The organism is Lysinibacillus sphaericus, from assembly GCF_005217585.1.
In the GTDB taxonomy this organism is placed as follows: Bacteria; Bacillota; Bacilli; order Bacillales_A; family Planococcaceae; genus Lysinibacillus; species Lysinibacillus sphaericus.
Map to the genome: position 1 here is coordinate 1,616,820 of NZ_SZPT01000002.1, position 13,972 is coordinate 1,630,791.

10 protein-coding genes and 1 riboswitch are annotated in these 13,972 nt (G+C 39.6%); of the genes, 2 read left to right on the top strand and 8 right to left on the bottom strand.

The annotated features are described in order from the left end of the window. The first annotated feature begins 93 nt into the window (after positions 1-93). On the top strand, positions 94-1,290 hold the full coding sequence (locus FC748_RS13320; protein WP_024362228.1) for an MFS transporter: 1,197 nt from the start codon (positions 94-96) through the stop codon (positions 1,288-1,290). A gap of 63 nt (positions 1,291-1,353) precedes the next feature. After that, a riboswitch (TPP riboswitch) is annotated at positions 1,354-1,461 on the top strand. 121 nt (positions 1,462-1,582) lie between these two features. Next, entirely contained in the window at positions 1,583-2,074 is a 492-nt protein-coding gene (thiW, locus tag FC748_RS13325) for an energy coupling factor transporter S component ThiW (protein ID WP_108029470.1), read from the top strand. A gap of 53 nt (positions 2,075-2,127) precedes the next feature. Here the strand turns inward: thiW and FC748_RS13330 are convergent, their stop codons facing one another. From FC748_RS13330 to FC748_RS13365, 8 genes are read right to left on the bottom strand one after another with little or no spacing between them, the layout of a single operon-like run. Further along, complete coding sequence (locus FC748_RS13330; protein WP_108029469.1) at positions 2,128-4,725, bottom strand: VWA domain-containing protein; 2,598 nt, start codon at positions 4,723-4,725, stop codon at positions 2,128-2,130. Further along, positions 4,709-6,454 carry a vWA domain-containing protein gene (locus FC748_RS13335; RefSeq protein WP_108029468.1) on the bottom strand — a complete coding sequence of 582 codons (1,746 nt, stop codon included), beginning with the start codon at positions 6,452-6,454 and terminating at the stop codon, positions 4,709-4,711. Before FC748_RS13335 ends, FC748_RS13330 begins: the two co-directional genes overlap by 17 nt. An 11-nt stretch (positions 6,455-6,465) precedes the next feature. After that, positions 6,466-7,338, bottom strand: coding sequence for a DUF58 domain-containing protein (locus tag FC748_RS13340; protein WP_107897558.1), 873 nt, complete (start codon positions 7,336-7,338; stop codon positions 6,466-6,468). Next, entirely contained in the window at positions 7,335-8,330 is a 996-nt protein-coding gene (locus tag FC748_RS13345) for an AAA family ATPase (protein ID WP_025218719.1), read from the bottom strand. The genes FC748_RS13340 and FC748_RS13345 overlap by 4 nt, the downstream gene beginning before the upstream one ends. Before the next feature lie 12 nt (positions 8,331-8,342). Further along, positions 8,343-9,761, bottom strand: coding sequence for a DUF8809 domain-containing protein (locus FC748_RS13350; protein ID WP_108029467.1), 1,419 nt, complete (start codon positions 9,759-9,761; stop codon positions 8,343-8,345). 12 nt (positions 9,762-9,773) lie between these two features. Next, positions 9,774-10,619, bottom strand: coding sequence for an ABC transporter permease (locus tag FC748_RS13355; protein WP_024362235.1), 846 nt, complete (start codon positions 10,617-10,619; stop codon positions 9,774-9,776). Beyond that, on the bottom strand, positions 10,616-11,551 hold the full coding sequence (locus FC748_RS13360) for an ABC transporter ATP-binding protein (RefSeq protein ID WP_024362236.1): 936 nt from the start codon (positions 11,549-11,551) through the stop codon (positions 10,616-10,618). The genes FC748_RS13355 and FC748_RS13360 overlap by 4 nt, the downstream gene beginning before the upstream one ends. Continuing rightward, positions 11,551-13,941, bottom strand: a complete 2,391-nt coding sequence (locus tag FC748_RS13365) for a DUF8725 domain-containing protein (RefSeq protein ID WP_108029466.1) — start codon at positions 13,939-13,941, stop codon at positions 11,551-11,553. The genes FC748_RS13360 and FC748_RS13365 overlap by 1 nt, the downstream gene beginning before the upstream one ends. Between the last annotated feature and the right edge of the window lie 31 nt (positions 13,942-13,972).

Consider the following 13,972-nt stretch of genomic DNA (forward strand, 5'->3'; position numbering starts at 1 on the left):
ACAGCTACCTACGACTATAATCTGATAGCCAAGCATTATTTCTTTATGATAGACTTTAGTAATGTTTTAATAGTAAATAAAGGGGGGTATTCGATGACCCAGCAGAAGTCTAATAAGGCCGCGTTGTATATTTTAATGTTTAATATGTTTATCGCAATGGGGAGTATTGGGATTATTATTCCTGTTATGCCAGAGTATTTAAAAATATTTGGAGCAGCAGGACAAGTTCTTGGCATGCTAATTGCAACGTTCGCCTTAGCACAATTCGTTTTTTCTCCAATTGCTGGGAATCTCTCAGATCGATATGGTCGAAAAAATTTGATTATCTTTGGTCTGATTGTCACTGGCCTTGGGCAAATTTCATTTGGTTTATCTACAGATGTATGGATGCTTTTTGTTGCCCGTTTCTTAGGTGGTTTAGGTTCAGCCTTTGTTGCACCGCCTATTATGGCGTTTGTGGCAGATGTCACAACGTATGAAGAACGAGGAAAAGGAATGGGCATGTTAGGAGCTGCCATGTCTCTTGGTTTTATGATTGGACCTGGTATTGGCGGGTTTCTATCGAAAGTTAGCTTGCATTTCCCATTCTTTACGGCTGGTGGAGCAGCTATTATTGCTTCTATTCTATCGGTATTTTTACTACCTTCCACAAAGCCCACTGCAGCTCAGAAAGCTCAAAAACAAGAAAATCTTGCAAAGCAGATGGTACGTTCAGTCAAAATGCCATACTTTGTCATGCTTATTATTATGCTAGTATTCTCGTTTGGCATCGCTAATTTTCAAACGACATTATCATTATTTGTAACGGACAAGTTTAATTACACGCCTGCCGATATTGCTATCTTGCTGACTGTAGGTGGTGCATTTGGTGTTATTGTTCAAATGTTTGTCATTACACCACTCTTTAAACGTTTTGGTGAAATGAAAGTTGTGTTAGTCAATTTATTTATTGCGGCTGTAGCAATTTATGCAATATTATTTGTATCTGGTTTTGCACTAATATTAATTGTTGCAACGGTTTTCTCAACAGCCACTACACTAATTCGCCCTGCCGTTAACACATTAATTTCTAAACTGGCTGAAAATGAGCAAGGCTTTGCCGCTGGTCTTAATAATGCGTATATGAGTCTCGGCAATATGATTGGGCCAGCACTAGCAGGCGTTCTTTTTGATTGGAATATAAATAGTCCTTATATTTTCGGGGCAATTATTTTAATGGCCTGCTTCTTCTTAGCACTTATTTGGACTTTAAAAAAGGCGCCACATCTTATGCAACCTGACTCGAAATAATGTGAAATAGCGTTGACTAATATAGATGTTATGTTACATTTATTAGTAGAAATTTAATATCATGTTTACCACTAGGGGAGTCTTTACAAGGCTGAGACGTATATGGTCATATACGGACCCTTTGAACCTGATCTAGTTCACACTAGCGGAGGGAAGTGGCGACTCTTGCTTATTGTGTCATTATCAAATACAAGACCGCTTCCTTTTGTTTAGGGGGAGCGGTCTTTTTGTCATCCATTAGGTCGTTTTACCAACAATTCCACATGTTCTATAAAATAAAGGAGGAACTATCATGGCTATTCAAAAACTAACTATCATGGCTTTATTGGTTGCTATTGCTGTAGCAGGCTCCATATTTGTCTCGATTCCAACTGGGATTGCTCGTGCCTATCCTGTACAACATGCTATTAACGTTATCGGTGCCATTTTACTAGGGCCTGTGCCTACCATTATCGTTGCTTTGCTAACAGCCATTATTCGCATACTAACAGGCACAGGCTCTCTTTTAGCGATCCCCGGAAGTGTCATCGGTGCAGCATGTGCTGCTTTTGCTTATAAATATAGCGGCAAGAAATGGCTAGCAGGAGTTGGTGAAGTATTCGGCACAGGTATCCTTGCTTCACTAATCGCTGTACCTTATGCGCAATTATTTATGGGAACATCCGTAGCTGCATTATTTTTTATGCCCGCCTTTTTGACATCTAGTTTGATTGGGGCATGTCTCGGCATTATCATCGCGAGCAGTCTTCTGAAAACCGCACCGTCTATTCTTATTACTAAGTAGCTATGTTCAAAAAAAGATGGCACATGCTTTTTTCGCAATGTGCCATCTTTTTATTATGAGCGTTTTTTCATGCCTTTTAATAACTGCGCAACATTGGTGTTTTCCACCTGCACGGCTGTTTCGTCTACAGGCTTTTCATTGTGCCTGCGACTTGTTATAAAGCGCCAACCAAAGCGTCGAATCGTAATATCCAAGAAGAATAGCAACATCCCTGCTAAGAGTAGCCATGTCGCAATATTTTGGCGCTCTGCTCCTTTGTTTGTGAAATCACGGAACACTTCTTGTGGTTCTTTCAATACTGAGCCGCCAGTTTGCTTTGTTAGTTGCTCTACAACGGTTTCATTCACAGGACGTAATTCATATTCAGCACTGTAAGGTACACTAAGACCTGCTTGGTAAATAGCCTGCTCTTCATCAGCGATGCGGAAGAAAATCAAACCAGGCTTCGCTTGGACAACCGCGCGTACTTGCGAGGCAGATAGCGTTTCCAGCTGTATATCAAGCTCCTCACCAGCTTCATCGACAGCAACAATATCTAAAAATGCTGCTTCATTTGTCGGATCGGTGATAATAAATGAACCATCTGTATCAAGACGTACATCATAGGCGACATCATTATAACTTGGTAGCATTTGCGATATAATGGTTTGCCAAAATGTTCCCCATTCCTGCCATCTTGCCCAGTCACCAGCCCATTTCCCCGTTGAATCGGATGTGAAAGCAAAAGTTTTACCAAGTCCATATTGCCATTGTGCTAATACCGGATCTTCTTTCTCACTTTCTGCTATAACAGCAGCTCCCTGCTTCGCTGTTGTGCCAATGTAGGCATTCATTTGTGGCACACCATTCGCAAATAATGCATTCCAGCCAGATGCATTGTAGATTGTTGGATAGAAAGGATTGTCTTCAATATACGTACGTGAAATCATCGCTGTCTCACGTGATAAAATCGAAGGAATTGTCTGTTCATCGATGACATCATAGAAGCGACCACTGCCCATTTCACTTAGCCCTTGCAGAAGATTGCCATCAGCATCTTGTCCAATCGCCACAGTTGACAGTGTCACTCCTTGTTCTTTCCCCGTTTCAATTAAATCCTCATAATTGCCAGCTTGTGATTGTCCATCTGTAAGTAAAATAATATGTTTCCTTTGCAATTTTAAATCAGCTAAACTATCATAGGCTGCTGCCAATGAACGATAAATTTCTGTACCGCCACCAGGCGTAACCGATAAAATCGTATCGACGGCTTCTTCTTTATTGCCTAATGGTCCAGTTTCGATGATTTCCCAAGGGCGATCATCAAAGGCGATAAATCCTAGCGTATCTTCATCTCGTAACATTTCAACAGATCGAGCCGCCGCTTCTTTCGCAAGCTCTAGTTTTGAGCCATACATACTTCCTGAACGGTCAAGTACAATGACGAGCCCTAAAGATGGCAATTGTTCTTTGCCTTTTATCTCCATCTCAACAGGTAGTAATGTTTCAATTGGTGTTTTAAAATAACCACCCAAGCCGAAGCTATTTTCACCGCCGACCATTGTAAAGCCAACACCAAAGTTTTTCACTGCCTGTTCAATAACGCTCATCTTCGCCTCTCCAACTAAGTGTCCAGGAACATTATCAAAAATAATCGCGTTATATTGCAAATAACTAGACAGTTCATTTGGTAAGCTTGCTGCATCCACAACATCATAGGAAATTGAATTTGATCCTAGAGCTGCAGCAATTGGTGATGCCGTATCGTAGCCATTGACAATCAGTAAATGTGGCTCGCTTTGTACCATCGTCACACTTGTTAATTTATTATTTTCAAAAATGGCATCCTGTCCAACTTGCATGAGCGCCTCATATTTCACAAGCCCCTCTGCAGTTGCCGTATGTTTATAAGTAAAAACACTGGAACCTTGAGCAAGCTCCACCGACTCACGATGAATCAGTTTGTCATTTTCGTACAGCAATAATTCACCTTGCCCTGCCGCTGTGGCATTGACTTCCGTCACAAGCTGTTGCTGTTCACCTACGTAAGCTATTTGTGGTGTCACAAAGCTTTTCAGTGACACATCATTCGTCACATTTTGATGAAACGGCACGACATCTACACTAATATTGGAGCCTTTTAGCTTCGTGGCAAATTCTAACGCATTGCCTTGTGTTTCATTGGCATCTGTTAGTAATACAAGTCTAGTCGCCTTTTTCGGATCAACAATACCTGTTGCAAGCTGAAGACTTTGTTCTATATTTGTTTGGTCTGTTCCTTTAACCTCAGTAAATTTCGGAACATCTTTTAAGGATTTTGATAAAATCGCTTCCGTTTGGAGAGTTGATGAAAATGAGTAAATCCCTGCAAGTTGATCTTCCTTTTTCGATTTCAAACTTTCCTCTATAAAACTAACGATTTCTGCCTCTGTACGATACATCGAAGCAGAGCGGTCAACTAAATATAATACTTGCTCGTCCTTTACTGGCAATAACAGATAAGGTGCTGCCAATGCAAAAACTAAACAGACAATGGCTATTACTCGAATGCCCAGTACAACTAGATGACTTTTTTTCAAGAGCATGCGCTCGCGCCAATAAGTCCATCCAAAATACATAAACAATGGCAGTAATAACAATAACGCTAATGGCATATCAATTCGTAAATCCACGACGTCGTTGCACCTCCCACTCTGCGACAAGCAAACTTAAAATAATGAGTATTAGCCAAGGTACAAACGAAGCTTTCGACACTTCTTCCTTGCCATTTTGCTGAAGCTCTCCAAGCGTATAGCTTGTTCCTTCTTCTATTACACGTTCCTGTGCTTGTAGTTGCACGATAAGACGCTTTTCCTCACTGTTTGAGCGAGCTGTATACATACCTGGCTTCATTGGAGCAGTTAGTAAGCCATTCGTAATAGTCGATAAAAATTCATCATCCTGAGAATAAACACTCCAATCACCCTGTGATAACGCGACTGAACGTTGCTCATTTGGTGCAAAAATCCCAAGGGAACCTACCGATTCAGATAATTGCTGTTCCACACTCCATAAAAATAAAGGAAACGATGGATAGAGTGGCCAATCTGTATCTGCAATATCAGCAAGGACGATAATATCCCCTTCAGGTGTTCGTTGGATAAATGGTTTTTCTCCAACTGTGGCGATTGTTTTATAATCATCGAATGGAGGATATAAAGCACTGACATAAATATCATTTAACTCACTAAATGCAAATAAAGCATCGCTCGTTGTTTTTACTTCACCATTAACGTCTACTTTTTCAATATCATCCCGCCCAAATAATACAATGGGTCTCTCCGTCTTTTGAAGTAATGATGTTTGATTCGTTACAATGGTAGCTCCTTGATTATCCGCAAGCTGCAAGGGCGGTACAATTTTTACGTTGTCATTAATAGCTTGAAACCCTTTTTGAATAAGCTGATGCATGTTTTGATCGACTACAATATTCGCTGTAGCCGTTTGTAACACGACTGATTGGATATTATCAATCGCATAATCATCTTTTACATCAATTTTAGCTGTCACCGTATCCATTAATGGTAAATCTTTAAATGATTTAGACACTGCTTCGTTTGCTGCCAAAGAAATAGGTTCGTCTACTAGTACATCACCTTTACTATTTTGTAGTGTAAGTGTTAGCTTTTGCTCTTTATCGGTATCATTTTGGAGCTGCACTAACGCCATCGTAGATTTACCATCTGTCGTCGCAGCAAAGCGCGTAATAGCAACATTCGTTAAATCTTTTGCAGAACCGTGTACAAGCCATTTCACAGATTCCTTTTCCATCGGTAATTGCTTTTTATCAAGTGCATCTGTGAAAACATAAATTGACGTTTGACTATCACCAACAAAAGCTTGTGCCACATCAAGCGCTTTATTCATTTGGGCAGTTTCATATGTTACATGTAAATCTTGTATGGTTTTTTCAATCGTTTTTACATTTGTTTCTTGCTGTAACACTGCTTGTGGAGCATTGCCAGTCGTAATTAATGTAACAGGTCGTCCGTCCAGCTGTTCTACCAATGATTGCATTTCTTTTTTATGAGCATCAAATGTAGATTGCTCTTTCCCTGCTAACATTGTAGCTGATGTATCCACGATAAAAATCGTCTGTGCACCCACAATCGTACTTTTTTTCATATAAGGATTGATGAGTGTTAACACTAGTAAAAGTAATGCCAGCAATTGCAAATACAGTAATGCATTTTTTTGTAAATGCTTTAAATATGGAGAAACTCTTGTTTCTTGCATAATTTCAGACCAAAAAAGTGTTGAGGACACTGGTTGATCGGTATATTTTTTTCGGAAGAAATAATAGAGCAGGACAATGACCGGGAAGATGGCCGTCCAGCTAAAAATAATTTGACTAAAGCCCATAACGGCTCACCTCACCTAATCCAATGTGCTTTTAGTAATTGTTGAAAGATTGCATGTTGCAAACCGTCTTCTACCTTAAGCTGCAGTTTACGCACACCAAAGCGACGGCAAATAGCTTCAAACTCTTCTTCATGGAGGCGACGCCTTGTGTCATACGTATCTAGTACTTTTGATGACATCGTGACATTGACATCACGCCCTGTTTCACTATCCACTAAACGAACATCTCCCGCATATTGCGGATGAAGTTCTTCTTCTGTGACAACTTGTATAATGCGGACATCTCCTGCAAAACGAGGCAATCTTTTCAATAACTGTTCCCATTCCTCGATCGATTCAAGCCCATCTGTTACGATAAATAATACTGTGCTATCTTTTGGTATAGCCTTTAATGCCCCTTGAGAAAAGCTTGCTGTATAGTTGGCTTCTTCTATATCTGTAACAACTTGCAAAAATGCGCGACGGTACATAGCCCCTTTACGACGAAATGGAGGTTTCACGTCATCTTGCACATAAGAAAATGATAAGCGATCATCACGACCAAGTACCATTAAACCAAGTGATGCAACAATTTGCCGAGCAAATGTCCATTTGACTTGCTCACCCATTGATTTTGTTGCATCCAATAAAATATGCACTCGCATTTCTTGTTCATCTAAAAAACGTTTAATAAAATATTTATCGGTTCTCGCATAGACGTTCCAATCTACTTGTCGCACATCATCACCTAAATGATATTCGCGAAAATCAGAGAAATCGAGGGATGCCCCGAAGCGCTGCGAACGATGCGAGCCTTTATGCTGGCCACGCAATTTGGAGGCAGTCGCCACTTGGAAACGACTTATTTTCGCTAACCAATCCTCGGGCAAAATATTTTTTGTCATCGACTTACGCCTTGTTGGACTTTCTCTAAAATAACGTCTATCACATCATCTGCTGTCTTACCTGAAGCCTCCCCTTCATAATTCAGCAGCATTCGGTGACGTAAGACGGGTTTCGCCACTGACTTAATATCGCCAACAGATACATGAAAACGTCCACTCATTAGTGCTCTAGCTTTTGCCAATTTAATTAAGCTTTGTAAGCCACGTGGACCGCTACCATACATGACATAGCGCTTTACTTCATCTATAGCATCTTCTTTTTCAGGATGTGTTGCCACTACAAGGTCTGCTGCAAACTCAAGCATCTCATCGGCAATTAGTACTTCCTTCACCATTTGTTGTGCCAAAATTAGTTCATCAGTATCCAACACTTTTTGCAAGCTAACTTCGTGCGCACCTGTAGTACGTTTCATAATTTCCATTAGTTCTTTTTTCTCTGGATATGGGACGAGAATTTTGCACAGGAAACGGTCCATTTGCGCTTCTGGTAAAGGATATGTACCCTCCATTTCAATTGGGTTTTGTGTTGCCAAGACGAAAAATGGTTTTGCCATTTTCTTCGTATCTCCTAAAATCGTTACCGTTTTTTCCCCCATCGCTTCAAGCAACGCACTTTGAGTTTTAGGTGTAGCACGGTTAATTTCATCGGCTAAAACCATTTGACTAAAAATTGGTCCTGGCTGGAATGTAAACTGCTGTCTCCCATCTGCTGTTCGCTCAATCATACTTGTTCCTGTAATATCAGCAGGCATTAAATCTGGGGTAAATTGAATACGTGAGAACGATAAATCTAGCACTTCAGAGATAGTCCGAATAAGCATCGTTTTCCCTAAACCAGGAAGCCCCTCTAACAGTGCATGGCCATCTGCAAGGACTGCATATAATGTGTAATCAATTGCTTCCTCTTGTCCAACAATAAAGCGATGAATTTCATCTTTTACTTGTTGTAATTTCGTACCCGTTTCGACATACTGTTGTTCTGTAAATGCCATTTTTTTCTCCTCCTACTGCGACTCAATTGTCGTGAAATAAGATTGCACGACATTTTGTAAATCCTTCGGCAATTGTAAACGCTGTGAGCTTTCTAAATAGCTATCTTTATAGGAGCCAATCACTTCATCATACGGTCTAATGGTACCTTTTGTAATCGGTCCATTACCTTGTTGCTCGGAAACATGCGAACCGTCTCCTAATTGCCCACTATCGACAGTCGTTTCGCTAGAACCGCCAAGCCTTGGTGTAGTCAATAAATCTCGGCTTCCTTGACCACTCCCCGCACCCTTTCCTAGACCTGAACCACTTCCTTGACCTTGACCTTGACCTTGACCTTGCCCCTGTCCTTGACCCTGTCCTTGTCCTTGACCCTGTCCTTGGCCTTGACCCTGTCCTTGGCCTTGGCTTGGTTGCTTTCCTTGTGACTGGCCATTACTTGTTGCTTGCTGGGAATTATTTTGACCTTGTTGACTACTAGGTTGTGCGTTACCGGAAGAGTGTTGATTCGAATTTGCACTGTTTTGCTGATTATTATTTGTGCTGTTTGCACTAGCAATGGCATTTTGCAATGTATTACTAGCTGGTTTCCCTAAGTTGCTCATCGCTGTTTGCGTTGTATTTGCACTTTGTGTAAGCTGTTGCTGCATTTGGGCAAGCTCTTTCAACTGTTCGAGTTCCTCTTGTGATAAAGCTTTATTATCGCCAGCACCATCTTTATTCGCTGTCTGCTTATCTTTTAATTGCTGTTCTTTTAAAGCTAATTCCTTCTGCTTTTTCACGACTTCTCGTAATGCTTCTTCCGCTGTTTGCGTTTCTTTTAACGTATTTTGTAATTCTTTTAGCTGCTCTTTCACTTCTTTTGTCTCAGCTTTTTTTTCTAACTTCGCCACTTCTTTTTTTATGTCCTCAATCACAGCCTTTTCTTTTTCCACTTCAATCGCTTCAATTTGCGTTGCCGCTGGGAACATATAAAGTATTGCTAAAACAATAGCTGTGGCAAAGAGGCCAATAAATGCTTTAGGTCGAAACAAATTTTTCTTTCTTGCTTTAAACTGAGCAAATGCTAGTTCTGACTTTTGAATCGCCTTTGCAAGTAAAGATTGGATCAGTGGGTCATCGTCGTTTTTAAAAGACAGTGCCGTTACAAGTTCATTATGTGAAAAATAATAGTCAAGTGCATACAATGCTTCCTTTTCTTTGACACGTCGCCACCACATCATAACAATTGTTGCAAATAGGCCAAGTATAAAGACAACAACAGCAATTTGACGATAATAAGGCCAAACAAATAATCTTGATACGAGGACAAGTGAAGCACTCGAAAGCAATGCTAAAAACAACCCGTATTGTGCAATAGGTAGGCTTCTCTCAAAAGTTAAACTGTGTTGTGCACGCTGAATATATTTTCGTAATTGCTTCCGACGCTCCATGCTGTTTCCTCCTCATCGATTACTTTTCATATTGGCACGTAATTTCTTAATCGCAATCGTTAAACTTAACACAATAATCAAAACATAAATTAGTAAGTAGGTTATCCATACCGGTATATCAATGCCACTTAGCTCTGCTAACGCATCTCCCATAGAGGGCGAAATAAGCGTAAGCATTAATGCACCTGGATTAATCGAAGCCCAGAAGTACGTCATAAAGGATGAGCTTGTAGCAATCGTATTGCCCATTTGATGGAATGCCATTGATAGGAAGAAGAAAAATGCTGTAATTCCCCCTAAGAAAATGATGGAGCCATACGTAGCAATCATAGCAACAATCGTTTTCTTCGTAATAGTTGAAAACATAACCCCAACGCTACCGATTGCAACAACTGTTAATAGGTAAAATAAAAAGATTGAAATTAGTTGGGAAGGGGACACCCCACCAAATAGAAAGACTAAACTATACAATGGTAGCCCTGCGACTAACATCAATACTAAAAATGCTACCGAAGATAATAATTTACCAATAATAATTTGTGTCGAGCTTTGTGTTGTTGTTAATAAAATATTTAACGTTTGTTTTTCTCGTTCACTACTAATTGCCCCAGCAGTTAAACTCGGTGTAATGAAAAGAACGAGTGCCATTTGCAATATTGTTAGTACGGCAAACATCATAAAACTTGTATCAGGTCTAAAAAACCCTTTGCCCGTAAATTCTGTTGTCAGCAGTAAGAAACCTGCAATAAAAATACAAATCACCGCTAGATAAAACATTAAACCAGAAAAACTTTTAAAAGAACGGAAGCGTAACTTCAATTCTTTTACAAGGACTGGATTATAAAACCTTTCCATCATTGACTGTCCGCTCCCTTCGTAATCGCCATAAAGACGTCTTCTAAATCTTTTTCTTCCTCGCTTAATGCATAAATTGGTAAATCTGCAAGCATCGCTTTTTTCAGTAATACTATTTGTTCCTGATCTGTGCCGCGATAGTTAAAAGCAATTTCTAAACGATTGTCCATAACATCTATTGAAGAAATTAATGGATCTTCCTCTAAAAATGCGCGTACCTCTTGTAAACAATCTGATACTTTGATAACGATTCGCTTTTCACCTTGTAGCTGAGCTTGAATGGAAGCAACATTGCCATGTGCAATCAATTTACCATTATCAATAACGCCGATTTCATCACACATTTCCGCTAGCTCTGGCAAAATATGCGAGGAGATTAAAATAGTTTTCCCCATGGATTTTAAATTTCTTAAAATATCTCGCATCTCTACTCGTGCGCGTGGATCTAGGCCTGAAGCAGGTTCATCCAATATTAAGACCTTTGGATCATGAATCAGAGCTCGTGCTAAACAAAGGCGTTGCTTCATCCCACGCGATAGTAAATCAACATATTCAAAACGTTTATTCGTTAAATTAACTAACTCTAATAACTGCGGTATAAGAACTTTACGCTCCTGCGCGCCAATGCCATAACTCGCCCCATAAAAGTCTAAATACTCATCTACTTTAAGTTGATCGTACACACCAAAGAAATCTGGCATATAGCCTATTTGTTTCCGAACTTCTTTCGGTTCCTTAATCACACTTTTTCCATTGATCAATGCATCGCCTGAAGTTGGGGATAGCAATGTAGCTAAAATCGAAAACGTTGTCGATTTTCCGGCACCATTAGCCCCTACAAAGCCAAATACTACACCTTCCTCCAGTGATAGATTTAAATGATCTAGTGCTGTGAAAGCGCCGTATTTTTTCGTTAAATCACGAATCTCTATCATTACTTCGCCACTCCTTTCAGCTCTATTTCAGGTAATTTTGTCTGCTCGCCTGTTTGATCTGGTCCAAATTTAATCTCCAACAGCAGCTTACCCTTATCATTGAAGTATTGCGTAATATCATTTGTAAACACTTGCTTCGTATCAACTAACGGTTCATAGTCGCCCGTTTTGTTATTCCAAATGGATAACTGCATTCGTTGAACATCTTTATTCGAAATTGTAAGTTCATCTAGGGTTTGAACAAAGTCCATAAAATGGTCTGGCATCTCTATCGACAATTCATATAAACCTTCTGACATGTACCAAGTATTTAATTGCTCATCCATTTTATCGAAAACGGCATTTGGCGATTGTGCGCTCAAATTATATGAAAAGTTATTACGTTTTAACGTAAATGGACCTGACATTTCAACTTTTCCATCGAATGGCTGTACGAAATAAGAAATAGGTGACATGTTGACACTTGTTTCAAGTTCTACACCTACAATTGCTTGCTCTGCCCAAGCTGTAATGACAGGTTGTTTCTCACTTTCTAGTAATAGAAGGGCTTGAGACTTCATGCGCTCAATGCGTAATGGGTCAACCTCTTCCTTCGACTTTAGATAGTTATAATTATAATTATTAAAGTGTGTTGGTTTTTGAAGAACTGTTGTTTTCAGCTCTTTGTCCACCTTCAGTGTAGCATTTGGTTCAATATCACCAAGCTTCACTTCTTTTGTACCCGAAATAACCGTGACATCCTTTAATGCAAACGGGAAGTTATTTTTAACTGTCCCAGACAATTTTTCATTTTTCAATGTAATATCAATATCCATTTTACCTATCTTTTGAGCAGCTGTTTTCCCCCCAAAAGATTGGACAGACCAATAACTTAAATCGCGCAATGTTAATGCGGATCCATTGGCGTGTTCCTTAATATACGACGATTCATGTAACGCGCCTACTGAACCTGTAAGATTATAATTATTGCGGAAAGCTACTGCAGTCGTATCTTTATCAGCATTCACAACAAAATCACCACTGCGATTTGTTAAAATCGATTCTACATAATAACCATTCACGCTGCTATCTTCATTTACTTTAAAGAATGCGGATTGTTGTACTTGTGGCTGCACAATACGATCTTTTGCGCCAAAAACAAATAGGACAATCGACAGTACCACTGAAATCGTAGGAATAACCCACCATGCATGCTCTCGTTTATCCATTCTCTTTAATACAAAGTAAAGGATTGGACCAATTACTAAAATATAAAGAATAATGACGATAAGCATATAGCTAACGGACACTTCGAATGATGGGAATAATTCGTTAATACTACCTAACTCGCTAGAAAGCTGATCCATTGTAGATTGACCTTGCATCACTGTTTGCTGAGACATAGTTTGAATGTCGAACATTTTCGCTGTTAATGCCGCATAGCCGTCCATAGATGCTAATGGCTGGTCTCCTAATGAAAAAGTTGTTTGGACAATTTCTCCACTACCAACCTTTTTCTTAGCAGCTAGAATATTAGTATTGTCTTTTAAAACAGGGATACTGCCTTCATTTTCCGTTGCTGTATAGACCGAAATTGCCTGCGTGAAAATACCGCCTCCCGATAATTTCGTTAAGCTATCTGCTGAAACAGTCGTCGTTTGTTGGGATAATGTAAGTGGCAAATATTCTTTAAAAATACCTGCAGTTGCATTGATTTGCTCAGAGCTGCCAAGCAATAATGTACCACCATCTTGCACCCATCTTAATAATGCTTCCTGCTGTTTTTGCGTTAAATCAGCTATGGCAACCTCATCTACTGCAATGATATCCGCCATTGCATAGCCTTGTGCAACATCAGGTAATGTGTAGTCTTTTAATTGATTTAAGTTAAATACTTCTACACTATTGGATGGAAAAAGTTGCGGTAACTTTAAATAGGCAGTCAAACGGTCGCTTTTATCTGTTAACGTATAAATAAATGTTGAATTGGCCTCTAAAAAATTCGCCTGTAACCGCTTTGTTCCTTTATAAGCAACTTTTTTTCCTTTTTCAATGTTGCCCTCATAAAAGGCAAAAACATCGCCATCGGAATACCCATAATCAGCTAAACCGTCCAAATAAAGTGTAACTGTTTTTTCCTCACCTGCTGCTATATCTATTGGCACAACTAGTGCTGAAGCTGCTTGATAAGAATTAAAGGCATTGATCGCCATATCTCCAGAAAAATCAGGCCCGTTATTTTTTACAGTTACTTGCAAAGGCGTAACTGATTGATATTTTGCCTTTCCTGCAATTCCTGTTTTAGCTTGTACCTCTAAAGTAGGTGCGGCGCTCGCCTCAGAAATAGGCAGAGCATAGCTCATAACAAGCATTAATAAAACTATTAGTGCGGTAATATTTAATTTCTTCAAAAACTCAACCCCTTTTCCTTTGCTTTTAGAT

Bases quoted from the DNA above. Each gene is read 5' to 3' on its own strand.
- FC748_RS13340 (WP_107897558.1), bottom strand. From the start codon at position 7,338: ATGACAAAAAATATTTTGCCCGAGGATTGGTTAGCGAAAATAAGTCGT.
- FC748_RS13320 (WP_024362228.1), top strand. From the start codon at position 94: ATGACCCAGCAGAAGTCTAATAAGGCCGCGTTGTATATTTTAATGTTT.
- FC748_RS13360 (WP_024362236.1), bottom strand. From the start codon at position 11,551: ATGATAGAGATTCGTGATTTAACGAAAAAATACGGCGCTTTCACAGCA.
- FC748_RS13350 (WP_108029467.1), bottom strand. From the start codon at position 9,761: ATGGAGCGTCGGAAGCAATTACGAAAATATATTCAGCGTGCACAACAC.
- FC748_RS13355 (WP_024362235.1), bottom strand. From the start codon at position 10,619: ATGATGGAAAGGTTTTATAATCCAGTCCTTGTAAAAGAATTGAAGTTA.
- FC748_RS13335 (WP_108029468.1), bottom strand. From the start codon at position 6,454: ATGGGCTTTAGTCAAATTATTTTTAGCTGGACGGCCATCTTCCCGGTC.
- thiW (WP_108029470.1), top strand. From the start codon at position 1,583: ATGGCTATTCAAAAACTAACTATCATGGCTTTATTGGTTGCTATTGCT.
- FC748_RS13345 (WP_025218719.1), bottom strand. From the start codon at position 8,330: ATGGCATTTACAGAACAACAGTATGTCGAAACGGGTACGAAATTACAA.